This window comes from Rhizobium sp. P2_G2, from assembly GCF_056403555.1.
Window position 1 is genome coordinate 95,532 of sequence record NZ_JBFUFF010000014.1, and the last position, 21,784, is coordinate 117,315.

A 21,784-nucleotide genomic window follows, 5' to 3' on the forward strand; every position below is an offset into this window, starting at 1 on the left:
CGTGAGCCGCCCCTGGGACGGCATATGCCCAGGCCTGATTGCAGGTGCCGGGTTCGGCGCCAGGCGCCAAGCCGCTCTTACCGCGACATTTCCCGATAAAGCCGCCCCGGCGACCCCTGATTTTTCAGGAACATCGATCCCGGGCAGCCGTATCGGCGAAGCACGGAATCGTATTCGAAGCGTTCGCTGACGCCTTTGGCATCGACGACCAGCACGTGATAGCCGTTGACGATGTCCTGCGAGATTTCGAGATCCTGACCCCAGGTCCAGCCGCCATAGGATGTGCCGGCTTCCGATCGCAGGACGATTTCATAGAAATGCCCGCCGTTTTCCGCCCGCATGCGGAAGATGAGGTCGAGATCGTCCTCGTCCGCCGGCGGCGCATCCTGCGCGCTCAGGCAAACGCTGGCGACGGTCGATTCCAATATCGACGCGAGAGGGTAGAAGGGGCGTCCTGCGAACCAAAGGAACTCGGTAATCACGAAACCGACATCGTCGGCGCGCGCAAACGGCTTCACATGCTCCTGGAACCTGGCGAAGGATTTGTTGAATTTCATCTGTACAATCCCGTGCCTGCTACAACCGAAATCAAGAGTCTGACATACCATTTTAGATGGTGGGTCGAAGCAGCTTGAAATACAGAATGAGCGTCACACGAGCGTCAAACCAGGATTTTTGCCCTCTTCCATTTCCCAGGTGTGTCGCGTCTAATGTCAATGCAACTCGACAGAATGTAAGCACAGAGTATCGAGAGCAGGAGTTCCATTGCAGGAATATCGTCGATTGTCGCGATTGACAATTGTTAAAATTATCTCTCCCGGCATTCTTTATTTTAGGAAACTGTGTGCGTGTTTTCAAGCGTGCAAGTGTATTTGCCAATCCCCGGGGGGATAAACTTTTCGAGAAGCGGCGGAAACGAAATATACACGGAATTTCTTCCTCTGCGGGAAGAGCAGAATTTGGCTAATCGTCTAGAAAGGGGAGACAAATGGCTGATTCCAACTTTTACGTCATCGGCAAAAAGGGCGCCGGGGTCCTGTTTATCAGGACAGTGCCGTTGCGTGCGGCGCTGGTGCCGCATCAGGCCATCCTTGATTATGAAGCGCTGAATCCCGGCGTCGACGGCTATGCGCATGTCGGTGCCGCCGCACGGACCTGGCTTGCGACGCAGGACGGCAACCCGAACACCCACATCGACCCCAACCAGGCGCAAGGCATCGAAACGGTGCTGGCCGGGGGCGCGACAATCTCCGAAGCCGAATTCACCTTTGTCGGCGCGGTTTCGGACGGCGACTGGGACCTCAATCGCATGTCGCAGATGCCGATCCAGGCCGCGCTCAAGGCGACCGGGCCGTCGGCGACGGGGACCGACCTGACGCAGGCGATCCTGTCCGACACGCCGAAGTGAGCGGCATGCACTCGATAAACGCGTGACCGTCTCATTCACGAAAACCAAGGCTGACAGCAGGCATCCCGAAGAGCTGCTGTCAGCCGCCATATCGCAGCGGTTCGGCATCACCCGCGTCGGCGATGTCACCGATCTCGATATTATCGGCATTCCCGTATGGTTTGCCTGCCGGCCGAATTCCCGCTGTCTTTCCGTTTCCCAGGGAAAGGCGCTGCGGGCCGACATGGCGCGCATCGGCGCCATCATGGAAGCCATCGAGGGAGCGGTGGCCGAGGCGACGAAGCCGTTGATTTCCGAGATCGGCTCCATTGTTTCGGTTGTCGAGCGGGGCATGCCGATCGTGCCTCTCGATCAGCTGGCACGCTGTGACTTCCCCAGGCTGGACCGGCAGGTCGATCGGGCCTGGGTCAAGGGGTTCAGCCACCGGACGGGTCGGGACGTGTATGCGCCCTATGAATTGATCGGGATGGACATGCGGGTCGATTTCCCCTGGGATCGCACCAGTTTCAAGATGACGTCGCAAGGGCTTGCGGCGGGGTTCGATCTCGATTTCGCCACCTTGCGCGCGCTGCTGGAACTGGTCGAACATCACAGCGCCTTCCTGATCGACGCGCTCGGCGCGATGGGCCGCGATCATCGCCGTCTCGACTACCGGGGCGGCATCAATGCCGATCTGGACGAGGCCGTGCGGCGCCTGGCGAATGCCGGCATTACACCCGAATTTTATGACATCACCAGCAATCTGGCTGTCCCGGCCGTGATGGCCGTCATCCCGCGCGATATCAGTGCCCCGTCAGGCCCGGCGACGCGTCGCTCGGCGGGCCTCGCCTGTCGGCTCGATCTGGCAGAGGCAGCGCTGGCTGCCTTGCTGGAAGCGGTACAATCGCGGCTCACAGACATTTCCGGCGCGCGCGACGATCTCGAGCCCAGCCGCTATGGTCCCACATCTGCGCCGGATCATCGCCCGACAATGGGGACGCCGCTCRACAACCGACGGCTGGATCTGGCGCCGGACCCTGTTGTGCCGGAGCCTGTTGTACCGGATTGGCAGCGGCTCGCGGCCTGGCTGATTGAGCGCGGTGTCGAGGATATCTATGTCTTTCCCTTGCCGACCGGCGTGGATGGCGTTGTCGTGGTCCGGGTGCTGGTGCCGGGACTGTCGGTCGCCAGCACCGGCCTGCAGATCTTCTCGGCCAACGCGCTCGGCGATTTTCTCGGGAGGGCCGGCGTCCGATGAAAACCGTCGTCTTTGCAGGGCCGAGCATCTTCGGTGTCGATATGAGCCGGTATCGTGCGCTCAGTCTTCGCGGGCCGGCGGCCGCGGGGGATATTCTCGCCGCCGTCCGTGATGGCGTCTCGGCGATCGGGTTGATCGATGGCCTTTACGGCGACACGGCCGCCGTGTGGCACAAGGAAATCCTCCATGCGCTGTCCGAGGGTATCCATGTGGCTGGCGCGGCCAGCATGGGGGCGTTGCGGGCCGCTGAATGTGCCGCATTCGGCATGGAGGGGATCGGAGCCATCTTCGAGGACTATGCCTCCGGCCGCCGCGTCTCCGATGCCGATGTCGCGGTCGCGCACGCGCCGGCGGAATTGGCCTATCAACCGGTGTCGCTCGCGCTTGTCGACGTCGAGGCGACCCTCGAACAGCCGAACCTGCCTTTCTCCACGTCGCAGCGGCAATCGCTGCTGCAGGCTGCCCGGAGCCTGCATTTTTCAAAGCGGTCCTGGCGGATGATCCTGGCTGCGGCAAATATTGCCGATGAGGAGCGGGCAAGCGCGATTGCATCGCTGTCGCAGCACCACAGACAGGCCAAGCGGCAGGATGCGGTGCGTCTGCTCGATCATCTGCTGCAACCTGCTGCAGGGTCTGCCGCGAGGAGCTGGACCTTCCAGCGTACAGGGTTCTTCAGCCGCCTGGAGGAGCGCATTCGGTGACCGACAAGCGTCGATCTGCTTTGCAGCCGAGTTTCGTCGAGGACTGCGGTGATGTGATCGAGGAGATTGCGATAGCCTTGCCGCAATTCATTCTCGACAAGGATCAAGGTGCAGCAGCGGCGGTCCTAGCGATGATCGGCAATCTCGTTGCTTCGTTCAAGCCACACATGCATGTGCTGCTGCTCTGCGAAGGCTCCGGACGGGCTCGCGCCGAGGCATGGCTGTCGCATCTGGCGCTCCGCTGTTCGGCCACGCTGGTCGATGTCGGCGAGGGTGCGTTGAGCAAGAGTGGGTTCTGGATCCAGGATTGCCTGCATGTTCGTATCGGCTGTGACGGCTATCGCATCGGCGACACGTTTACGGACAATGCCAATTCCCTGGCGCGATGGCTGGCGCGGCAGCAGCGCTGCACCTGGGAGCGCCTGGAACTGCACATGGCCGGCGGCAACCATCTCGTGGGGCCGGATTTTCGCATCGTCGGCTTCGACAGCATAAGACTGTCCGCCGCGCGCCACTTCGGCGGCGATTCCGGCTTGCAGCACGCGCTTGACCGCATTCAAGCGCTGGATGCCAGGCCGGTGCATGTCTTCGGTTTTCGTGCCGACGAGTTGAGGGCGCGGCATGCCGGGTCACCCGCCCCCCACCTCCCGACTGCTGGATTGACGGCGGTGGCTGCCAGCATCTGCCAGGCAGATCGATGGTATCAGTTCGGGCTGCATGTCGATCAGTTCGTCTCCATCACCGGACTTTCCCAATCCGGACAGCCGTTGCTTCTGATTGCCGACCCTGTCTCTCCGTCGCATCCCCATGCGGCCCAGGTCGTTTCAGCAAAGAGGCAGATCGATGCCTGCGCCCGTCATCTGTCGCGGGCTGGGTTCGCGGTTCTCCGCAATCCCGTGCCCTTCGCGCCGGGCTTGGCCGGCCAGAGGTTTTTTCCCCGACTCTACAACAATGTGATCGTCGAAAATGGCATTCGGCCGGGTGAAGCGAAGCCTTTGGTCTGGATGCCGTCTTTTGGGGAAAATTATTCTCTGCTGGCCTTCGACAACGAAAATGTTGCGCTATGGCATTCCCTCGGATTTGACGTCATATTGGTCGGCGGGGCGGAATCTGTTGCCGAGCACGGCGGCGCATTGCGATGCGTTTCGAAAGTCTTGCGCCGCAAGGGCAGGGCAATGTTTCTCCCGGACAATGTCAACGCCAACAACGCGTCTGTCGGATGATCACGGCTAACGATTCGCTTGCAATACCATCCCCGGATTTCCGGCGACCGTCATGGCGTCTCGCCAAACATGTTGCGCGCCGATGAAATTTCGCAGCGCGCTCATCAGAATATTGGGAGTGCCGGAAATCGAAGTCGCAACGCCGACGACATTTCCGGAAAAAGGCTATGCCTTGATCGCCGCCTTGATTCTGGCGCCGGAGAAAAAGCAGTCCCGACAGGTGCTCGCGTCGATGCTGTGGGAGGATGTCGACCAGGCGCGTGCGCTCGCCAATCTCAGGCAGTTGCTGATGCGCTTGAAAAAGCTGCAGCCGGAAGACGAGCCGTTCGTGCTTGCGCCCGGCACTATGTTGGTGGCTGGTCCCGGCAGCGAGCGCTCCGATCTCGCCTTTTTCCTCGAGGGCTGTCAGGCGACGGATATCGAGAAAAGAATGCGTGCGCTGTCGCTGATGCGCGGACAATTGCTCGATGGGATCGATACCGGCCAGGATCAGTTCTATCTCTGGCTGCTCTCCGAACGCGGTCGCATCCGCGATCATTTCTTCAGTCTCGCGGCGACCCTGCTCGAAGACCTCACGCGTTTCGGTGCCTCGAAGCAGCGGGATATCGCCGCTGTCGCCAAGCTCGTCATCGATTACGAGCCGGATCGTGAAGACAGCTACCGATTGGTCATGGAAGCCTATGCGCGCTCCGGCCACACCGACGGCATTGCACGGACCTATGAGACGCTGTCGCGGGTCCTCAAGAGCGAGCAGCGCGCGCCATCCGCTGCCGTGACGGCGATCCATAAGCGTGTGCTGAGCGGCAACGCGCTGGTTATCCCGCATGAGGTCAGCGCGCGCAATCACACCGTCTCACGTGTCGGTTTCCGTGCCCCGATACAGGTGGATGGCACGGCCGCATCGCCGATCATCAATGCCTTCATCGAGGATGTGGCCAATAGCCTGACGCGCTTCCGTTCTTTCGCGGTAATCGCGCCGCATACGACCTTTGCCATGTCGGGCGAGGTGCCGGCCGATCGGCTTGCAAATCTCGACTTCACCGTTCGCAGCACCTTGCTCACCCCCGACCATATTTCCTGTTCGGTCGTGCATGAAGCAAGCTCGCAAATCCTCTGGTCGGCGGAATATGTCCTGGGTGGCAAGAATTTTCATCTTGCCTTCCGGTTCCTGTCGAAAAGCATTGCTGCGACCGTCGCCGAGGTGATCGAAAGGCACAGCCTGGACCCGTCGGGCGTCTACACGCCCACCGCATATCTGCATCTCCTGGAGGGGCAGCGGCTTCTCAAGAACTGCGATCTTCCGCTTTTGCGGCGCGCCCGGCGGGAGTTTCGCCAAGCGGTCGACCTCGACCGCGGCATGGCGGCACCCCGTGCCCGGATCGCGCAGACGCTGCAGCTCGAATGGCTGATGCTCGGCGGTAACGATCCCTATCTGCTGCAACGCGCGCGCGCGGAAGCAGAGGCGGCGATCGAAGCCGATCCGGCCTCGTGCATGGGCCATTGGATGTCGGCGGTGGTTGCGCTCTACCAGCGCGATTACGAGGGCTCGGCGCTCAAGTTCGCCGAAGCCGAGACGCTCGCGCCGCATTCGGCCGATCTGTTGCTGCAATATGCCGATGCGCTCGCTCATTTCGGCGAACCTGCCGAGGGCTGGAAGCGGTTCGAGCTGGCGATCGATCTCAATCCGATGGCGCCCGACATTTATTGGTGGGCCGGCGCCAGCATCGCCTTCAAGATCGGCGATTATGGCAAATCGGTCGAACTGTGCAGAAAAATGAGCAATGACGAGCCGGCACTGCGTGTGCTGACCGCGAGCCTGGCATTGAGCGGCGATCTCGACGAGGCCCGCAACGCCGCCGATCGATTGATGGAAATCTATCCCGGCATGACGGCGCGCGAAATCGTCAGGCTTTCGCCGGACAAGAACAGTGCGGCCAACGAAGAATTTTACAACGGCCTGCGCCTTGCCGGCGTCTCCTAGAGCATACCTCATTCGCGAAACGCGGCACACTTTCGCGAGGCACGCTTTAAGAAACGCCAGTTTGGTGACATCGCAATCGTTGTTCAGTGGAACGCCGCCGGAATGCCGTAGCTGTCCTTCGTTGTCACCTCGTTGATCGACAAGCCCCGCTTCTCGACCTCGGTCAGAAGCGCCGAAAGTGCCATATCCAGGCAATAGGACGGCATTTCGACTTTGAGATCGCGGGCGCAATTGCGCGCATAGGTGACCAGCCGCGTCAGCGACACCAGTTCATGGACGAGGTCCGTTTCGATATTCTCAACAAGAATCGTGTCTTCCATTTTTCAACCCTTCCCCTCTACTCGACTGGCAAGGAATGAAACATGGCCGGCGTCACAAGGGCGTCAAAAGGCTGGGGCGTCAAAAGGCTGGAGGCAGCGGCGGAAGAAGGGATGCGACGTAAGGGGTGAACATGAAGAGGTGCAAATGATCACGACATGGAAGGGTCGGGGGGCAGGGTAATTTCCGACGAGGCCTGCGGCTCATTGAGCCCGGCGACGGTGTTGACGAGCATGACGATCATTCTGCGCGTTGCCATGTCCTTGATCTTCAGAAAGGACCGATTGAGATCGAGACCGTCGCGGCTGCCGAGAAAAGACATGATGAGGTTGGTCTCGGGATTCGCATCGACGGCATTAAGTGTCGGTGGCCCCTTTGGATTGTCGTCAAAGAAATAGCCGACCGGCACGCCAAAAATCTTGGCGAGAAGCTGCAACCGCGACGGGCCGACGCGATTGATGCCGCGCTCATATTTCTGCAACTGCTGGAAGGTCACATTGATCAGCGGTGCGAGACCGTGCTGACTGAGACCAAGCGCCTGACGCTTCAACTTGATGCGCGATCCCACATAAATATCGACCGGATCCGGCAACTTCGTCAACATCGCTCCCTCGCAGAACTGTGCCGATCAAATCAGCGCCTTGCGGGCAAAATCATCCACGCCCGAAGATGGTATGCTTGGCCTGCCTCCTATCAGCGGTAGTTAAACCATAGCCGATCTTTTTCGATTGAACAGATGGAATCGACGAGTTTAGGTAGATTTTTTGCCTGAGCGATCTGAAATCCCAAGTTGGGACAGCTGTGCGGTGTCGGTTACCCTGCGGTTACCGAACTGGACGCTTGTGCGGAATGATGTCGGCGTCTCGCCTGAAGCATGTCGCGATCTTTAGCGCCTCCAGTGTGTTGTGTCTGCAGACAGGAGAATGTGATGGCGCCGAACTGGGACGATCTGCAGGAGGAGCAGAAGACGGCGCTACGGCGCATGAACCGTGGACCATATCCGGAACTCTCGGTAGAACTCGCGGATCAGTTGATTGCGCTCGGCCTGGCGGAGCGACGCGCGAACGCAGTGGGCATCAATCGTGCCGGCCGCGAACTGGTGATCAATTCACTGCTGCGCCCGCGTCACGCCTGAAAGCGTCGATCAGTCCAGAGGCAGCTGCTGCCGTGCCTGTCCAGTTATTGCTCCGCCAGCCCGACATGGGGGCGGAGCGCGATTTCCGGCTTGGTTTTCTTCATCTCGACCAGCCAGTCGAGCAGCCGCGGATTCCACAGGCTCAGTTCGCCGCCGAGCGCAATGACGCTGGTCCGGTAATTCCGTTTGCCTTCGGTTTTCAAGCGGCGCACCTTATCGCTGGCGTGAACTGCCAAGAGATCYGACATGCCCGATGACGACGACCTGCCTTGCGAATATGCCTCTCCGCCATGTTCCAGGCATGAGCTCATGCCGGAACTCCGCTCGCTGGCCAGCAATTCCACATGGAGTGATGTGGCGCGCTGGCGCAAGGCCGAGCGCGAACGGCTGATCGCGGACCGCATGGGCATGGACGTGGATGCGCGGAAAGTCGGGTCGGAAAAGATCGCCAAGAATCTCGACCAGGCGATCGGCAAGATCGGCAGCCGCATCGTCAGCCTCTACTGGCCGTTCAAGGCCGAGCCCGACCTGCGCAACTGGCTGATCGAAGCGCTTGACCGCGGCGAACGGATAGCGCTTCCGGTGGTCGTGGAAAAAAGCGCGCCGCTGCAATTCCGTTTGTGGTCACCCGGCGAGCCGTTGGAGCGCGGCATCTGGAACATCCTGGTGCCGGCGCGTGGGGCAGTCGTCGTGCCGGATATCGTCATCGCACCGGTCGTCGGCTTCGATGCGGGGAATTTTCGGCTGGGCTATGGCGGCGGCTATTTCGATCGGACGCTGGCGGCCATGGCGAAAAAGCCGATCGCCATCGGCGTCGGCTATCGCGGGAGCCGCATCCGCACCATCTATCCGCAGCCGCATGACATCGCCATGGACATCATCGTCACCGATGAATAGAGCGCTCTACGTCTTTTCGATGAAATCCTTGAGCACGATGGCATGGTTATGCTCACTGTCCTTGGCGCCATAGAGAATCGTTGCCGTCGCACGGCCGATCTCTTTCTTCAACGCATCGACCGCCTCGGAATTTTTCTCCAATTCATCGCGGTAACGACGACGGAACTCAGTCCATTTCTCGGGATCATGGCCAAACCAGCGCCGCAAGACCGGGCTCGGCGCCACCTCTTTCAACCAGATGTCGACCCTGGCCTCTGTCTTGCTCAAACCGCGTGGCCATAGGCGATCGACGAGGATGCGCTTGCCGTCGCTGTYGTCACTTGGGTCGTAAACGCGTTTGATGTGCAAGGACATGCATCATCCTATCCTATCTGGCGGATGAACCCAACGACTCCTGTTATTCTGCACCAAAGGCCGGGTCGAAGCAAAATTATCGCATCAAACGAGCAATTTTGTTCATTTGCCGCATCCAAGCCGGCATGACGACGGCACCTTTAAGGAAAGCCATGCGCGGCGAACGGCCTCGGAAATATGTCGCCGCCAGCAAGCGTGCCCAGCCTCAGGCGGCGGAATCCTTCTCGGCCAGCGAACGGGCCACGGCGCTCATCAAATCGGTCTGGGATATCAGGCCCTGAACATATCCATCCTTGTCGATGATGATGACGGCATGCATCTGTCCGTCCGTGAGTGCGGGCACCAGGGACATGACAGGATCATCCGCAAAAGCGGTGGCGGCCTTCGACTTGATTTCACTCACGTTGCCGGACCCTTGCAACAATTCGCGCAGGCCCACCGTGCCCATCAACCGGCCGTCGTCATCCTTGACCGGCAGGGTGCGGATATTGTGCTTGAGGAGCAGCGCCAATGCCTCGTCGCGCGCCGTTTGCGGCCCGACCGCGATGACGTCGCGCGACATGATATCATTGCAGGTCAGGTCCCGGTGCGAGCGGATCGATGCCTGCAATTCCACCTGCTGCAGCAGCCGGCTGAGATCGGTGCGGTCGATGTCGAACGTCTCGTCCAGTGCGGCGAGTGCGCGATCGACGTCTTCCTCCCGGAATCCGACACGTGCCCGCGGCGGCATATCGGCCGTATTGTGGGTGTTGGCTGGGACGAGCGCTGCGACATGCGGATAGCTGCGCTTCGACAGTTTGTGAAACAGCACGCCGAGGCCGACCAGGATGCAGGAATTCACCGCGACAGGCATGAAAGCGAAAAGTATGCCCCATTTGGCCACCGCTGGACCGCCCATCACGGCCGTCAGCGCCGCAGCGCCACCCGGCGGATGCAGGGAGCGGGTGAATGACATGGCGCCAATGGCAAGCGAGACGCCGACGGCGATCGCCAGGATCGGCTCATGGATGAACTGAGCGACACAATAGCCGACCAGCGCCGAGATCGTATTGCCGCCGATAATCGACCAGGGTTGGGCGAGGGGACTGGCCGGTATGGCGAAGAGCAGTACGGCGGAAGCCCCCATCGGGGCAACAATCAGCGGCAGATCAGGTCCTTGCCCTGCGATCATGCCACAGATCAATCCGGTCAATGCGATGCCGATCAGTGCGCCGAGGCAGGCGATCAACCGCTCGCGCAACGTTGCGCCCGCCAGGATGGGGCGAAAAATCTGAACGCTGGTTTGTCCGGCCTTTCCGGAGGTGAGATCTGCACGGTGAAGCATGGGAACACGAGACTGAAAAATACAGGTGACCAGGAAGATTGAGGGGTTGGGCGAGATCAGCGTGCCGGCGCCCGGGCGTGAAGGGTTTCGGCAAAGGCACGAAGCGCAGGCGATTGATCGCCTTGACGCTGAACCAGGAGCGTATCGACCGAGGCAAGCGCGTAGGTCGTGCTTCCTGCGGGACGTTGCAGGAGATCGAACACCGATTTCGGCATGACGCCGACGGCATTGCCGGCGGCAACGCTTGCAGCGATGGCGTGATAGGAATTCAACTCCACCACTTTGAGATCACTCGCCGATTTGCTCCAGTGCTCGGCGATGCGGCGATAGGTACATCCGGGCTCAAGCGCTACGAGCGCGTCGACCCGGAGATCGGCAGCGGTTCGTATTGCTGGATGGCCAGCCGGGATCACCAGCATCACATCTTCAACATAGACCGTCTGCGACACCAGATCGGAGAGATCGATCCCCAAGACTTCGTCCTCCCGCTTCAACGCCTCGGACGGTCGGGCGATCAGGGCGCAATCGAGCTCTTCGGCGAGCACGGCCTGCGCCAGTTCCCGCGTCGGCCCCATGGTCAGCCGCAATGAAACATCGGGCCAACGGGTTCGAAAGGCGGCGAGGACTTCGGGCAGACGGCTGGCGGCGGTGCTTTCCATCGTGCCGACCCGCAGGCTGCCGGACGGACTTAGCGGCCTGACGGCGGAGCGCGCCTCGGCGGCCAGCGCAAGCAGTCGCCGTGCATAGGTGAGGAACGTCTCGCCCTGGCGGGTCAAGGTCATCTTCTTGCCGTCACGGCTGAAGAGCGTGACATCCAGTTGCTGTTCCAGCTGCTGCACCCGAACGCTCACATTCGACGGCACGCGACCGAGGACCTTCGCGGCGCGGGTGATGCTCGACGTCTCGGTAACCGCGAGGAATATTTCGACGTTGGAAAGATCCATTTCGATCTCAAATGAAGAATGATGTGTATGTCTTATTCTGCAAATGAGAACACTTATCAAGCGGTCAGCTGAAAAATATACGTGGCGTCGCGGGAGTGGCGCGGCGGCCGAGTGTGATGGAACAATTCACTGACGCTGGTGTCGAGACGTCTGACGATCATCTTCCACCCAAAGGCCGCCCGGCCGCGGCTCTGGCGATGCCGATGGCGTCGTCAATCGGCGCCAGGTGGAAGCCTCGGCGTGAGGCTTCCTGCAGACGTCAGACTGGAAGGAAATCGGCCTTGCGATGTCCTGCGGCGGCCGGCGGCACGCGCCGACCTCAGAAGAACGGCCGTCCGAGACCGTCCCTGGACCTGTCATTCCATCACGCGAACCACGACGCGGTTGCGCGGGTCGACGATGACGCGGTGCTGGTTGACGATCGCATAGGCATATCGGCGATCATCGGGAACCGGTGTCAAGACAACGCGCTCCGGCAGCGGCCGGCCGACGCGGATAGTTTCGTTGACGATGACCGAGCGTTCGACCGGCTGGTCCTCGACATAGGTGACGACGCGATCCGGCGGCGGGTCGATGGCCGCGCCCAAAGTGAGGCCGACGGCGCCTCCGATCACGGCGCCGACAGGGCCGCCTATGACGGCGCCCGTTGCGGCGCCACCAACGAGACCGGTGACCTTGCCGCCGTTATCGCCGGCATATGCAAAAGTGCTGGCCGACAGGGCGGCGGCGGTAGCAATAAGGAGAGTGGCTTTCATCATCTGTTCCTTTCGTTTCGGCGTACCGATGCCGACAAAAGGCGACAGGGAAGGGAAGGTTCCGGAAAAATCAGTCAAGACCAATGAAGCTTTGAGACAATGCGTTACATCGATTTGCCCTTCTGCCGGCCCGGACTCTGCCTCAAACTTGCCTCGGGGCAACCATGGATGAGCTATCGGGTTCATGACATTGCTTCCCAGAGACGGCTTTTCCGTCGACGGAAACCTTCGTGCGGTATTGGGCGAATCCCGACCTCGGCGGCCGGAGCGGGGATGATGATGGGCGGTCCGATGCAGGGCTGACCGGACAGGGACTTGCATGGGGTAAGTCCCCTGGCGTTGCCGCCACGCCCGTGCCTTCTCAGGCGGAGCGAAAATTGCATAAAGGCGCGGCGGTGAAAAATGGATTGCTAAAGTAACCTTACCTTGCAACCTCTCTTAACGATGCCTCTGCCTGCGGATGTCTTGGGAGCATCTGGTCTGTCGCCCCCCTTGAGGCTCGTGGCGGAGCAACGGTCGGGCAGAGGATGCGATGGAGATCGGCCCGGCTATTGTCAAATTCTCGTGATAGCGGGGCGAGCAATTTGAATGGTCATATTCGCGCAATGCAAATAAGCAACTCAATCGGCATGTGCGCCTGTGGGCATCGGGGCAGGCGCGTCGTCGTGCTCGGCTGTTGCAAGGCGAGCGCTCGATCTGGAAGGGAAATACGCTTTGACGTTCTTAGCGCGCATACTGATCGCCGTCTGCATGGCGTGCGTTTTTGCCATATCTGGCTCCGAACCATCTGGCGCGGCGAAGTCGGCAGACATACCGGACTGGCTCAAAGCCCATGTCGGCAACAATGACGGCCAGATCACGGAGGTCGTGCTGCTCAGGGCCCGGACGCTCTATCTGCAAAAGCTGGCGGCCGGCGCGGTCAAGAATCCCTGTTATTTCGCCATGGACGCGACGCGCCCCAACGACATGGGCAATTTCAAGCTCGGCAAGCGCTTCTACATCATCTGCGAAGCCAGCCATGATTTCGAGGCGATCCCTGCCGGCCACGGCAGTGGCCGCAAACTGGGCAGCGTTGCGAATTTCTCCAACGGCAGGCGTTGCGTAAAGAATTTCGGCAATGCCATGGATTCCGACCTGACGACCGGCGGCGTCTATGTGACGGCCGGTATGAAGAAGACGTTCAAGGGGTATTACAAGGCTCGTCCGGGCCAGGATGCTCCGTTTCTTCGCAGCTTCGTCCAGTTCAGCGGCGAGGGGGATACGGCAAATGCCCAGGAACGCCTGATCGGCGGTCATCCGGCGGTGAAGCTCGGCGGCATGTGCCGGATGAAAGATCCGAAGAGCCAGTATGCAAACCATGACGGTTTCGTGCCGTTCGGCAAGCTGGTCGACTATAACGGCGGCCGCAGTGATGGCTGCACCAGCTGGTCGCAGACTGATGCCAAGCATGTCATGTCGATGATCCAGAACAATCCCACGACGCTCTACATCTATCCGCAGGCGCGTGACATCAACGCCATCGACAAGGCCGTCGCCGTGGGCAAATCGCCGGCGAACCAGGGTCTCTACTGGAACGACACCTGCCTGAAGGAAATCGGCGCGCCGAAATTCTGGCACAAGGAAACACTCGAGCCGATCATCGTCCAGTACAAGAAGGACCATCCTCCGGGACCGATCAAGGAATTGCCGATCTGCCAGGGGAAATGACCAGCCAACACGTCCTCATCACCGGTGTTTTACGGCTGTACGGACCTTCGCTTCGATGTCGTTTGCGCAGGGCCGCTCTTGACAAACGCCCCGTCCCGGTCTTGGCCTATTTCAGCGTCCTGCCGGTGGCGGGACGGATCGTGCCGGTCCGGCCGACGGATTGGGACGGGGGAGTGAGGAGGAAGGAATGACGACGCCAAGCCTGGTGATCGGGATGCTGGTCTGGCTGCAGGTCAAGCATTTTGTCGCCGATTATCTGCTGCAATCCGGCTGGATCCTGCGCGGCAAAGGCGATTTCCGCATGGCGGGAGGCTATGTTCATGCCGGCCTGCACGCGATCGGCTCACTGCCGGTCTATTTCGTCGCGGGCCTGGGTGGTCTGGCGATGGTAGGGCTCACGGCCGGCGAGTTTGCCATCCACTATCTCATCGATTTCGCCAAGGTGGTCTATTCACACACGCATCAGAATTCGACGAATTCGCGCGCGTTCTGGGCATTGCATGGCGCCGACCAGCTGCTGCATCACCTGACCTATTGCGGCTTGCTTTTCGTCATCGTGCTGTTGCGAGGCTGAGCAGTCGACGTTGCACCGGTTCATGCGGATGGCGTCGAAAATTGCCTGAAAATACGGCTATCCGCGTGGGTGGATGCCCCGCGGTTCGGCATTTCGGTTCTGAAGCCTCAGGCGGCCAAAACAGCCGGCCGGCGGCGCAAGGTCCACTGCCTTTCAGGAGACGGAGAAAGACAATGAACCTTGCGATCGCGTGGCCGCGCCGTCGAGTGGCGACCAGACTACTGTCAGGTGGCGTTCAGCTTGCCAGCGAGCGCTTCAAACTGGTTGTTGAGGGCGGTACCGAGAGCGGTTGCCCCGGTGATCAGTGCGATGGAAATCAGAGCAGCGATCAGGCCATATTCAATGGCAGTCGCGCCGGATTCTTCCTTAAGGAAGCGTGCAAGCAGTTTCGACATCCCCTACTCCTTGATGACAATATTGGGACGGTTGGCGGTGACAGGGAAATTGATATCTGACAAGAATTACGATTCATCTAAGCAACGCGGTATCCGTTTGCTTAATGCGCGGAAATCCGGTGATTTGAACGTTCATTGCCTGTTTTAAAGCGGGAAAAGGACGATCATTTTCGTCTTGCAGGCTGAGCTTTCTTTAGTTTGCAGTGCCAAAAAATGGACTGTGGATCAATGTGCAAGAGGCTCGATTTTGCTCAATCGCGCTGCGCCGGCTGTCGCCTGCTTCGGCATGGYATGCTGGCCATCCATAAGATGTGTGGTTGTGGAATGGCTGTGAAAGCAAGAAATGGCGGCTTTTCCCGGCAGCTGACCGAGAACCGGCGTGTATTGCGTTTGTGCACGACAAGGACAAACATCAGCAGATCGCCTGCTATTGTGGCCGCTGCGATGCAGCGGACTGCCACACCAGCCGCGGCGACTGGTCGATGGTCAGGATTCTTTTCGCCAGCGCCAATTTGACGCAGGTCGCGGTGTCGCCGGCGCATTTTCCATCTGGCTTTAGAGAATGAAATCCTCTCTTGAGAGTTTGATGATGCCATTGAGCTGCAGGCTGAAGTCTGCATGGCCATCGCCATCCGTGTCGGCGTAGACATAGGTGTCGGCGCCTTGCGTCTCGTAGCGCAGCTCGCCGGCGCTGCCGTCGAAACTTCCGATGCCGATGAAAGAGAATGACTGGTTGTCCTGCGCATCGCTATTGGCGTCAATCGTCGACAGGTCGATGTGGTCGCCCTTGCCAAAGTCGGCGATGGTGTCGCGCCCTGCGCTCTTGACCGTGCTGCTGGACAGGCTTGAGAATACGAATGTGTCGTGGCCCGTGCCGCCGACAAGCCTGTCGGCTCCCTGTCCGCCATGCAACTCGTCGTCACCTGCGCCGCCCAGCAAACGGTCGTTGCCGGTGACGCCATAAAGATTGTCGTCGCCGGCCCCGCCCGAAAGCATGTCACGACCTGGACCGCCCCGCAGCGTATCATCGCCCGCGTCACCGACCAGCGTGTCATGCCCGGCGTCGCCGGCACCCCCACGCAGACTATCGTTGCCCCTGCCGCCGGATATCTTGTCGTTGCCGGCGCCGCCCAGGATCATGTCGTCGCCGCCACGGCCCGAGATCACGTCATCGCCCCCGAGGCTGCGCAGTGCATCGTCTCCATCCGTACCCTTGATGGAATCTTTGCCGGCCGTGCCGGTATCGCCGTTGATGACCAGCGTTCCCGCGAGGTTGCCGACCGCGCCCGACAGATCCGCCACGTTACCGGCCGCATCCGTCAGGGACGCTCCGTGCAGCTGAACGTTCGTCACCGAAAGGTCGGCCGCAGTGTCTCCCAGGGCCACGGTGTAGGTGAAGACCAGCATTGTCGCCGTCGAGGCGCCCGCATCGAATGTCGCATGGACGCCATTGCTCAGCGACAGCGATAGGCTGTCGCCATTGTTGACCGCGACGGCCTCGCTCAATGTCAGGCTGAGTTCGACCGTATCGCCGGTAGTGAGCGTGCCGGAGCCGTTATCGATACCCGAACCTGAAGCGTTAAGCCCGGTCACGGTCGGTGCGGTCCGATCGAGCGTGAAGGTCACGCTGCCGCCCATGGACACATTACCCGCCTCATCGGTCTGGGTCACGCTGACCGTGTGCTGGCCATCAGCGAGCACGGTCGGATCGTAGCTGCCTGTCAGTGTGACGCCATCCACTGTATAGTTCAGTGTCGCATCGGTCTCCGTGCCGGTGACAGTCAGCGCCCCATTGCTCGTGATCTTGTCGCTGCCGGAGGCGCCCGTGTCGGAGGTCAAGGCGACAACAGGCGCCGTAATCCCATCCCGGTCGAGCGTGAAGGTGATGCTGGTGGCCGTCGAGACATTGCCCGCCGCATCGGTCTCGGTGATGCTGACCGTATGCTGGCCGTCGTCAAGCGCGCTCGGATCGTAGCTGGCCGTGGCCGCCCCGCCGTCGATGACATAGCTCAGCGTCGCGCTGGTTTCGGTGCCGGTTATGGTCAGCGCGGCATTGCCGGTTATGTGGTCGGTGTCGGAAGAGCCGGTATCGGCCGTCAGTGCGACGGAGGGAGCCGAGGGTGCGCTTTGGTCGAGCGTGAAGGTGATGCGGGTTGCGGTCGATACATTGCCCGCTTTGTCCGTCTCCGTGACGCTGACCGTGTGCTGGCCGTCGGCAAGCGCAGTCGGATCGTAGCTGCTCGACGCCGTTCCGCCATCGACGACATAGCTCAATGTCGCGTCGGCTTCCTTGGTCATGGTCAGGGTGGCGTCGCTCGTCACGTTGTCTGTACTGGAGGAACCGGTGTCATCGGTCAGGCCGACGGTCGGCGCCGCGGCGCTGGTGTCGAGCGTGAAAGTGATGCTGCCCGCGGTCGAGACGTTGCCGGCCTTGTCCGTCTGGGTGACGGTGACCGTATGCTGCCCATCGGCGAGCGCAGTGGGATCATAGCTGCTCGATGCACTTCCGCCATCCACGCTATAGCTCAGCGTGGCGCCGGACTCCTTGGTGATGGTCAGGGCGCCATTGCTCGTGATCTCGTCCGTGTCGGAGGAGCCGGTGTCGTCGGTCAGGCTGACGGTCGGTGCCGCAGCGCTGGTGTCGAGCGTGAAAGTGATGCTGCCGGCGGCAGAGACAACGCCCGCCATATTGGTCTGGGTGACGGTGACCGTATGCTCGCCATCGGCGAGCGCCGTCGGATCATAGCTGCTCGACGCGGTGCCGCCATCGACGACATAGGTCAGCGTCGCGCCGCTCGCTATGCCGGTGACGGTCAGGGCGGCATCGCTGGTGATCTGGTCGGCGCTGGACGTGCCCGTGTCGCTGGTCAGGCTAATAACCGGCGTGGCGCCACTATAGTCGAGCGTGAAGGTGATGCTTCCTGCGGCGGAGACATTGCCTGCCGCATCCGTCTGGGTGATCGAGACCGTATGTTGTCCTTCCGCAAGCGCGGTTGGATCATAGCTGCCCGATGCGCTGCTGCCATCGACGACATAGCTCAAGGTCGCGCCGGCTTCCTTGCCTGTGATGGTCAGACTGCCGTCGCTCGTCACATTGTCCGTGCTCGATGTGCCGGTGTCGTCGGTCAAGGCGAGGCCTGGCGCGTCCGGCGCGGTCCGGTCGAGCGTGAAGGTGATGCTGCCGGCCGTGGAGACGTTGCCGGCCTTGTCCGTCTGGATGACGGTGACCGTATGTTGCCCATCAGCAAGCGCAGTCGGGTCGTAGCTGCCCGATGCCGTGCCGCCGTCGACGCTGTAGCTCAGCGTCGCACCCGTCTCCTTGCCATCGATGGTCAGGCTGCCATCATTCGTGACCGTATCCGTGCTGGAGGAACCGGTGTCGTTGGTGAGGCCGACGGTCGGCGCCGCAGCGCTGGTGTCGAGCGTGAAGGTAATGCTGGCGGAGGTGGAGACATTACCAGCCAGGTCCGTCTCCGTAATGGTGACCGTGTGCTGGCCATCGGCAAGCGCGGTCGGATCATAGCTGCTCGATGCGGTGCCGCCATCGACGACATAGCTCAAGGTCGCGCCGAGTTCCGTGGTGACGGTGGACATCGTACCATCACTGGTGATCTGGTCGGCGCTGGAGGTACCGGTATCGTCGGTGAGGAGGATGCTCGGCGCTGTGATGCTGGTGTCGAGTGTGAAGGTGATGGTGGTAGCATTGGAAACATTGCCCGCCGCATCTGTCTGGGTGACGATGACCGTATGGTCGCCGTCGACGAGCCCGGTCGGATCATAGCTGCCCGACGCAGCCCCGCCATCCACGATATAGCTCAACGTCGCACCGCTCTCGCAGGTGATGGTCAGCGCCGCATTGCTGGTGATCGTATCGGTGCCGGTCGAGCCTGTGTCATGGGTTAGCACAACGCTTGGCGCATCGGGCCGTCTCGCATCTACCGCATAGCCGCTGTCGGCGCCGGTGGCGCTGGCGATGCTTGACGTGTCGAAGGAGACGCTGTCGGCCGACGTGTTCAGCAGGACCGAGACGGTGTTGTCATTCTGATTGCCGACCAGCACGTCAAGCTTGCCGTCGCCATTGACATCCACGAGGGTGATGGAACGGGGGCGTGAGCCGACATTGATATCGATCTGGTTGGAAAATGTGCCATCCGCATTGCCGAGCAGCACCGAGATGGCGCCGTCATAGCGTTTGGCTGCCACCAGGTCGAGTTTGCCGTCGCCATTCATATCGGCCAGGACAACGGAGATCGGGTCTCCGGTCATGCCGATATCGGCCGCGCTGGTGAACGTGCCGTCGCCATTGCCCAGCAGCACCGACAACGTGTCCCTGGCATAGTCGACCGTCACCATGTCGAGCTTGCCGTCGCCATCGACATCTGCCACGGCGACGGACGTGCCGTGCCCGATAATGCCGATGTCCGATCCGCCGGAAAAGCCGCCGGCACCGTCGCCGAACCGCACCGACAGCGAGTCGCTGCTGTAATTTGCCGTCACCAGGTCGAGCTTGCCGTCACCGTCGATATCCGCCAGGCTGACGACATAGGGATCGGTAGCCACGGCGATATCCGCCGATGCCGAGAAACTGCCCGCTCCATCGCCCAGCTGCACGGAAACGGTATCTGTGCCTTCGTCGGCAATCAGCAGGTCGAGCTTGCCGTCACCGTTGACATCGGCCACCGTGACGGAACTGGGACTGTTACCGGCGGCGATGTTCGACGCGCTGGCGAAGCTGCCATCGCCGTTGCCCAACAGCACGGAAACCGTATTGTCCTGCTGATTGGCCACCAGCATGTCGAGCTTGCCGTCGCCGTTGACGTCGGCCACGGCAATGGAGCTGGGGCCGCTGCCGACCGCAAGTGTCGCCGTATCCGAGAAGCTGCCATCGCCGTTGCCCAGCCGCACCGAGACCGTGTCGTCCGACTGATTGGCCGTCACCAGGTCGAGCTTGCCGTCGCCGTCGAAATCCCCCGTGGCGATGGAAAACGGCAGATTGCCCGTGTTGACCAGGGTTTGCGTGGCGAGGCTCACTTGCGAGCCGGGTCCATAGATCTTGCCGGCGCTCGCATCGAGGCCGGTGACGGTAAGATCGGTCGTGGCCGTGTCGCCTTCGGCGACCGTGTAGGTGAATGTGGGGTTGCCGTTGCCGTCGAGCCCGGCATAGACCGCATAGCCGCCGTTGCTGAGCGTCAGTTCCGCCGTCTGCGTGACATAGATGGTTTGATCGGTGGTCAGCGTGAAGGTGATGGTGTCGCCGATGCCCAGCGTGCCGCTTTCGCTGCTGGTTTCCGCAATGGATGTAACGACAGCATCGGTGTTGGTTGTCATGCTTGTATGCCCCTACGAATCTGCTCTGGGCTGCGGCCTGGCCCCACGCCTGCCGCCCCCGCTTTTCCGCGCTTCCGTCCTGTGGTCGAAGCCCTCCAGCCACGCCGAACCGGCGCTCGTCCCAACGGATACGAACTGTAAACCCTATATCTTTACCTCAGGTTAACTATTGTCCTTCGCGCTGATGATTTTCGTGAGTATTGGAGAAGGACGGCAAGCAATAGGAGGGCATCGACAACAAAAAATATGCAGTTTCTTCGGCGATCGAGCCGATTGCGCGCTGCGATTTCTGGTGAAATAGAGTTTGCGGGAAGATGTTTTTGAATAACTTTTGGAGGGATCGGGTGAGCAGCTTCCAGTCGTGGCCCCGGAATGGAATTTCGATAACGATAGGCGCGCGTTCTATCACGACATAGTGGCGATCGGTTTCCCGCTCTTCCGAGTGGCAAACACGGCCAGCGACGGCTTGTCACTATCTGTGTAGAAACAATATGGTATTGTCGCGACGCAGGCGCCGAAAAGCCTTGCAACTGCCATTATTTATACTAATTATATGGAAATTGAAGGGTATAACGGTCGCATCGGGGCGAATACAGGCCGGCCTGCCGGTCTGACAGAGGATGAGCATGCTGACGAAGAAAGCAAAATACGGGCTCAAGGCGATGGCCGACCTGGCCAAGCTGGCGCCCGGCGAAACCGCATTCATCACCGAAATCGCAGAGCGCAACAACATCCCCAAGAAGTTTCTCGACGCCATCCTGCTCGAGCTTCGCAAGGCCGGCATGCTGCGCTCGAAGAAGGGGCCGGGCGGTGGCTATAGCCTCTCCAAGACGACATCCGAGATCATGATCGGGCATGTGATCCGCACGCTGGACGGGCCCTTGGCGCCGATCCGCTGCGCCAGCCGCACCGCCTTCGAGATCTGCGACGATTGTCTTAATCCGGAGGAGTGCCTCGTACGCCTGTCTATGACGGAAGTGCGCGACGCCATGGCCGATGTGCTCGACAACATGACGCTGGCGCAGTTCATCGAAGCCGAGCAGAAGCCTGCCGCGGCGGCGCGTGACGAGGCCTATTCCGAGGCAACCTGAACCCGCATGGCTTTGAGGATCTCGTCCCGGTCATGGTCCGAAATACGGATCAGGCCGAAGCGGAAACCATAACCCCAGTTCGTCTTGCCCCGCGTCAGTTCCAGCCGCTCCAGCAATGGCAGGATCGACGCGGGTTCCGCCTCGAACCAGTCGACATCGCGCCGCCAAGGCGTGAACCCTTCGCCCATATCACCCACATAGGGTTCGCCGGTCCGGACGGCGCCGGCGGCGACAAAACTTTGCAACTTCTCGCCGCCGCCGAATTCGGTCGACGGCGAATAGTAGATGATCGTGTCGCCCGGCTGGATGCGGGCGAGTGGCGCCCGCTTGCCGTGGTTGACCTGCATGAAGCCGCCGGCCCGACCACGGGTCACATGATTTGCGGCAGCAACTCCGATCCAGGCGCTCATTG

The 21,784-nt window shown here is 60.8% G+C and carries 21 protein-coding genes; 10 read left to right on the plus strand and 11 right to left on the minus strand.

Features of this window, described 5'->3' with window-relative positions; genetic code table 11:
* Positions 1–77: 77 nt before the first annotated feature.
* Positions 78–557 (minus strand): hypothetical protein, encoded by a 480-nt coding sequence (locus AC1D06_RS13715; RefSeq protein WP_477986635.1) that lies wholly within the window; start codon positions 555–557, stop codon positions 78–80.
* A gap of 431 nt (positions 558–988) precedes the next feature.
* Here AC1D06_RS13715 and AC1D06_RS13720 point away from each other — a divergent pair, with 431 nt between their 5' ends.
* From AC1D06_RS13720 to AC1D06_RS13740, 5 genes are all read left to right on the plus strand, one after another.
* Positions 989–1,408: a hypothetical protein gene (locus AC1D06_RS13720; protein WP_477881168.1), complete on the plus strand. Its 420-nt coding sequence runs from the start codon at positions 989–991 to the stop codon at positions 1,406–1,408.
* A 22-nt stretch (positions 1,409–1,430) separates the two neighbouring features.
* Positions 1,431–2,645: a YcaO-like family protein gene (locus AC1D06_RS13725; protein ID WP_477986636.1), complete on the plus strand. Its 1,215-nt coding sequence runs from the start codon at positions 1,431–1,433 to the stop codon at positions 2,643–2,645.
* Positions 2,642–3,346 (plus strand): TfuA-like protein, encoded by a 705-nt coding sequence (locus tag AC1D06_RS13730; RefSeq protein WP_477986637.1) that lies wholly within the window; start codon positions 2,642–2,644, stop codon positions 3,344–3,346. Before AC1D06_RS13725 ends, AC1D06_RS13730 begins: the two co-directional genes overlap by 4 nt.
* Positions 3,343–4,569 carry a hypothetical protein gene (locus tag AC1D06_RS13735; RefSeq protein ID WP_477986638.1) on the plus strand — a complete coding sequence of 409 codons (1,227 nt, stop codon included), beginning with the start codon at positions 3,343–3,345 and terminating at the stop codon, positions 4,567–4,569. Before AC1D06_RS13730 ends, AC1D06_RS13735 begins: the two co-directional genes overlap by 4 nt.
* An 82-nt stretch (positions 4,570–4,651) precedes the next feature.
* Positions 4,652–6,550: a BTAD domain-containing putative transcriptional regulator gene (locus AC1D06_RS13740; protein WP_477986639.1), complete on the plus strand. Its 1,899-nt coding sequence runs from the start codon at positions 4,652–4,654 to the stop codon at positions 6,548–6,550.
* Between the two features lie 83 nt (positions 6,551–6,633).
* Here the strand turns inward: AC1D06_RS13740 and AC1D06_RS13745 are convergent, their stop codons facing one another.
* Together AC1D06_RS13745 and AC1D06_RS13750 are read right to left on the minus strand one after the other, a co-directional pair.
* A complete protein-coding gene (locus AC1D06_RS13745) occupies positions 6,634–6,870 on the minus strand; it encodes a hypothetical protein (RefSeq protein ID WP_477881160.1) in 237 nt (78 codons plus the stop codon).
* Positions 6,871–7,019: 149 nt separating this feature from the next.
* Positions 7,020–7,472 carry a helix-turn-helix domain-containing protein gene (locus AC1D06_RS13750; protein WP_477881158.1) on the minus strand — a complete coding sequence of 151 codons (453 nt, stop codon included), beginning with the start codon at positions 7,470–7,472 and terminating at the stop codon, positions 7,020–7,022.
* Between the two features lie 324 nt (positions 7,473–7,796).
* On the opposite strand from AC1D06_RS13750, the gene AC1D06_RS13755 reads away from it, so the two are divergent.
* Entirely contained in the window at positions 7,797–8,003 is a 207-nt protein-coding gene (locus AC1D06_RS13755) for a hypothetical protein (RefSeq protein ID WP_477986640.1), read from the plus strand.
* A gap of 44 nt (positions 8,004–8,047) precedes the next feature.
* Here the strand turns inward: AC1D06_RS13755 and AC1D06_RS13760 are convergent, their stop codons facing one another.
* On the minus strand, positions 8,048–8,206 hold the full coding sequence (locus AC1D06_RS13760) for a hypothetical protein (RefSeq protein ID WP_477986641.1): 159 nt from the start codon (positions 8,204–8,206) through the stop codon (positions 8,048–8,050).
* Positions 8,207–8,249: 43 nt separating this feature from the next.
* On the opposite strand from AC1D06_RS13760, the gene AC1D06_RS13765 reads away from it, so the two are divergent.
* On the plus strand, positions 8,250–8,900 hold the full coding sequence (locus tag AC1D06_RS13765; protein ID WP_477986642.1) for a 5-formyltetrahydrofolate cyclo-ligase: 651 nt from the start codon (positions 8,250–8,252) through the stop codon (positions 8,898–8,900).
* A gap of 6 nt (positions 8,901–8,906) precedes the next feature.
* On the opposite strand, the gene AC1D06_RS13770 is transcribed toward AC1D06_RS13765, so the two are convergent.
* The 4 genes from AC1D06_RS13770 to AC1D06_RS13785 form a co-directional block, all read right to left on the minus strand.
* Positions 8,907–9,254, minus strand: coding sequence for a DUF488 domain-containing protein (locus AC1D06_RS13770; protein ID WP_477986643.1), 348 nt, complete (start codon positions 9,252–9,254; stop codon positions 8,907–8,909).
* A gap of 205 nt (positions 9,255–9,459) precedes the next feature.
* Positions 9,460–10,578 (minus strand): HPP family protein, encoded by a 1,119-nt coding sequence (locus AC1D06_RS13775; protein ID WP_477986644.1) that lies wholly within the window; start codon positions 10,576–10,578, stop codon positions 9,460–9,462.
* 56 nt (positions 10,579–10,634) lie between these two features.
* Entirely contained in the window at positions 10,635–11,522 is an 888-nt protein-coding gene (locus AC1D06_RS13780) for a LysR family transcriptional regulator (protein ID WP_477986645.1), read from the minus strand.
* A 356-nt stretch (positions 11,523–11,878) separates the two neighbouring features.
* A complete protein-coding gene (locus AC1D06_RS13785; protein WP_477881145.1) occupies positions 11,879–12,280 on the minus strand; it encodes a DUF1236 domain-containing protein in 402 nt (133 codons plus the stop codon).
* A gap of 747 nt (positions 12,281–13,027) precedes the next feature.
* Between AC1D06_RS13785 and AC1D06_RS13790 the strand changes: the two genes are divergently transcribed.
* Together AC1D06_RS13790 and AC1D06_RS13795 are read left to right on the plus strand one after the other, a co-directional pair.
* Positions 13,028–13,984, plus strand: coding sequence for a hypothetical protein (locus AC1D06_RS13790; protein WP_477986662.1), 957 nt, complete (start codon positions 13,028–13,030; stop codon positions 13,982–13,984).
* A 187-nt stretch (positions 13,985–14,171) separates the two neighbouring features.
* Complete coding sequence (locus AC1D06_RS13795) at positions 14,172–14,558, plus strand: DUF3307 domain-containing protein (RefSeq protein WP_477986646.1); 387 nt, start codon at positions 14,172–14,174, stop codon at positions 14,556–14,558.
* Between the two features lie 224 nt (positions 14,559–14,782).
* Here AC1D06_RS13795 and AC1D06_RS13800 read toward each other — a convergent pair whose 3' ends face one another.
* Positions 14,783–14,953 carry a Flp family type IVb pilin gene (locus AC1D06_RS13800; RefSeq protein WP_477881141.1) on the minus strand — a complete coding sequence of 57 codons (171 nt, stop codon included), beginning with the start codon at positions 14,951–14,953 and terminating at the stop codon, positions 14,783–14,785.
* A gap of 555 nt (positions 14,954–15,508) precedes the next feature.
* On the minus strand, positions 15,509–20,281 hold the full coding sequence (locus AC1D06_RS13805) for a beta strand repeat-containing protein (RefSeq protein ID WP_477986647.1): 4,773 nt from the start codon (positions 20,279–20,281) through the stop codon (positions 15,509–15,511).
* A gap of 626 nt (positions 20,282–20,907) precedes the next feature.
* Here AC1D06_RS13805 and AC1D06_RS13810 point away from each other — a divergent pair.
* On the plus strand, positions 20,908–21,372 hold the full coding sequence (locus AC1D06_RS13810; RefSeq protein ID WP_477881138.1) for an RrF2 family transcriptional regulator: 465 nt from the start codon (positions 20,908–20,910) through the stop codon (positions 21,370–21,372).
* On the opposite strand, the gene AC1D06_RS13815 is transcribed toward AC1D06_RS13810, so the two are convergent.
* The gene (locus tag AC1D06_RS13815; RefSeq protein ID WP_477986648.1) at positions 21,354–21,782 is read right to left on the minus strand and encodes an EVE domain-containing protein; all 429 of its coding nucleotides are present in this window, start codon (positions 21,780–21,782) and stop codon (positions 21,354–21,356) included. The two genes, AC1D06_RS13810 and AC1D06_RS13815, sit on opposite strands and share 19 nt — an antisense overlap.
* Positions 21,783–21,784: the final 2 nt, after the last annotated feature.

What these genes read in the sequence shown, in the direction of transcription:
- AC1D06_RS13715 (WP_477986635.1), bottom strand. Translation starts at nt 557, where the DNA reads ATGAAATTCAACAAATCCTTCGCCAGGTTCCAGGAGCATGTGAAGCCG.
- AC1D06_RS13720 (WP_477881168.1), top strand. Translation starts at nt 989, where the DNA reads ATGGCTGATTCCAACTTTTACGTCATCGGCAAAAAGGGCGCCGGGGTC.
- AC1D06_RS13730 (WP_477986637.1), top strand. Translation starts at nt 2,642, where the DNA reads ATGAAAACCGTCGTCTTTGCAGGGCCGAGCATCTTCGGTGTCGATATG.
- AC1D06_RS13740 (WP_477986639.1), top strand. Translation starts at nt 4,652, where the DNA reads ATGAAATTTCGCAGCGCGCTCATCAGAATATTGGGAGTGCCGGAAATC.
- AC1D06_RS13745 (WP_477881160.1), bottom strand. Translation starts at nt 6,870, where the DNA reads ATGGAAGACACGATTCTTGTTGAGAATATCGAAACGGACCTCGTCCAT.
- AC1D06_RS13750 (WP_477881158.1), bottom strand. Translation starts at nt 7,472, where the DNA reads ATGTTGACGAAGTTGCCGGATCCGGTCGATATTTATGTGGGATCGCGC.
- AC1D06_RS13755 (WP_477986640.1), top strand. Translation starts at nt 7,797, where the DNA reads ATGGCGCCGAACTGGGACGATCTGCAGGAGGAGCAGAAGACGGCGCTA.
- AC1D06_RS13765 (WP_477986642.1), top strand. Translation starts at nt 8,250, where the DNA reads ATGCCCGATGACGACGACCTGCCTTGCGAATATGCCTCTCCGCCATGT.
- AC1D06_RS13775 (WP_477986644.1), bottom strand. Translation starts at nt 10,578, where the DNA reads ATGCTTCACCGTGCAGATCTCACCTCCGGAAAGGCCGGACAAACCAGC.
- AC1D06_RS13780 (WP_477986645.1), bottom strand. Translation starts at nt 11,522, where the DNA reads ATGGATCTTTCCAACGTCGAAATATTCCTCGCGGTTACCGAGACGTCG.
- AC1D06_RS13785 (WP_477881145.1), bottom strand. Translation starts at nt 12,280, where the DNA reads ATGATGAAAGCCACTCTCCTTATTGCTACCGCCGCCGCCCTGTCGGCC.
- AC1D06_RS13790 (WP_477986662.1), top strand. Translation starts at nt 13,028, where the DNA reads ATGGCGTGCGTTTTTGCCATATCTGGCTCCGAACCATCTGGCGCGGCG.
- AC1D06_RS13795 (WP_477986646.1), top strand. Translation starts at nt 14,172, where the DNA reads ATGACGACGCCAAGCCTGGTGATCGGGATGCTGGTCTGGCTGCAGGTC.
- AC1D06_RS13800 (WP_477881141.1), bottom strand. Translation starts at nt 14,953, where the DNA reads ATGTCGAAACTGCTTGCACGCTTCCTTAAGGAAGAATCCGGCGCGACT.
- AC1D06_RS13805 (WP_477986647.1), bottom strand. Translation starts at nt 20,281, where the DNA reads ATGACAACCAACACCGATGCTGTCGTTACATCCATTGCGGAAACCAGC.
- AC1D06_RS13810 (WP_477881138.1), top strand. Translation starts at nt 20,908, where the DNA reads ATGCTGACGAAGAAAGCAAAATACGGGCTCAAGGCGATGGCCGACCTG.
- AC1D06_RS13815 (WP_477986648.1), bottom strand. Translation starts at nt 21,782, where the DNA reads ATGAGCGCCTGGATCGGAGTTGCTGCCGCAAATCATGTGACCCGTGGT.